1 protein-coding gene and 1 pseudogene are annotated in these 1,049 nt (G+C 31.6%); one reads left to right on the top strand and one right to left on the bottom strand.

Features of this window, described 5'->3' with window-relative positions; translation table 11 throughout:
- A pseudogene (locus tag ACTJKA_RS19720) lies at window positions 1–319 on the bottom strand (hypothetical protein); the annotation flags it as partial.
- Window positions 320–389: 70 nt separating this feature from the next.
- On the opposite strand from ACTJKA_RS19720, the gene ACTJKA_RS19715 reads away from it, so the two are divergent.
- Complete coding sequence (locus tag ACTJKA_RS19715) at window positions 390–950, top strand: hypothetical protein (RefSeq protein ID WP_024024776.1); 561 nt, start codon at window positions 390–392, stop codon at window positions 948–950.
- Window positions 951–1,049: the final 99 nt, after the last annotated feature.

Raw genomic sequence — 1,049 nt, 5'->3', positions numbered from 1 at the left:
AAAACACAACAAACATTAACACAGCTTCAAGAGCAAAATTGAAAGGACCCTTTTTTTTCATCAAAATTTGTGAGAATACTATATCGACAACTCCAACAACTACTACTGTAAGGAAAAAAAACTTAAATAAAGCTAAAACAGAATCAAAGGTACTGGTTGTATTAATAGAAATATAGGGGAACAAAGACACGAATTTAAATACACCTAAAAATATCAAAAAAGGTGAAGAAATAATAAAGACAAACATAAGAAAAACAATTAAAATCGCAAATACATGGTCTCCAGTTGAATATTTTTCTTTTTTATTTTTTTTACTCATGTGTAACAATTCCTCTCTTTTATGGTATTATATTACTTGGTTAAAATATCAAAAAAATAGGAGGATTAAAATGAAATTTACTAAAAAAAGATTTTCTCAAAGTGTGGTAACACTTACAGCTACAGCCCTTATCATTTCAGGATTTAGTGGTTTTGCGTCATCTGCTTCAGCTGCTGAACAAGACCAAACAGTTCAACCCACAACACAAATTGCAAGTAACTCATTGCCAAACTCATTAGAGAAATATATAGAAACACATAAAACTCCTAGCACATTAGAAGATTCTAAAGCATTTATTAAATTCGCATCACAAACTCGCGAATTTAACACTTATAACCAATTAAACCAAAATGGGCAAGTACATACTAATGGTATTGTTGGTCATTCTCTTAAAGCAATAAAAGCATTTGGATGGGTATGTAGAGTCGGAGGAAAAGCTCTTAAATGGGCCATCAAACCTCTATCTCCATCAAAAGCTAAACTGGTAGACAAATATGCAAGAAAAATTGCATATGCCACAGAAAGACTGAATAGTGCATCAAAAGGCGCTCTAGTAAAAGCTTTGAAAAAAGCAGGAGTACCTTCAAAAACTGCTGATTCTCTAGCAGAAATTATCTTATGGATTGTATAAAAATAAAGCAGACAAAATTGTCTGCTTTATTTAATTAATTATGTAATTCTTAATTCCTACATGCCAATGCGCCATAACCTCGAACGTCTCATTAGCTAC

It is taken from the genome of Bacillus sp. 22190, from assembly GCF_052045575.1.
Classification (GTDB): Bacteria; Bacillota; Bacilli; order Bacillales; family Bacillaceae; genus Bacillus; species Bacillus altitudinis.
This window is presented reverse-complemented; position numbering and strand designations above follow the sequence as displayed.

Bases quoted from the DNA above. Each gene is read 5' to 3' on its own strand.
- ACTJKA_RS19715 (WP_024024776.1), top strand. From the start codon at position 390: ATGAAATTTACTAAAAAAAGATTTTCTCAAAGTGTGGTAACACTTACA.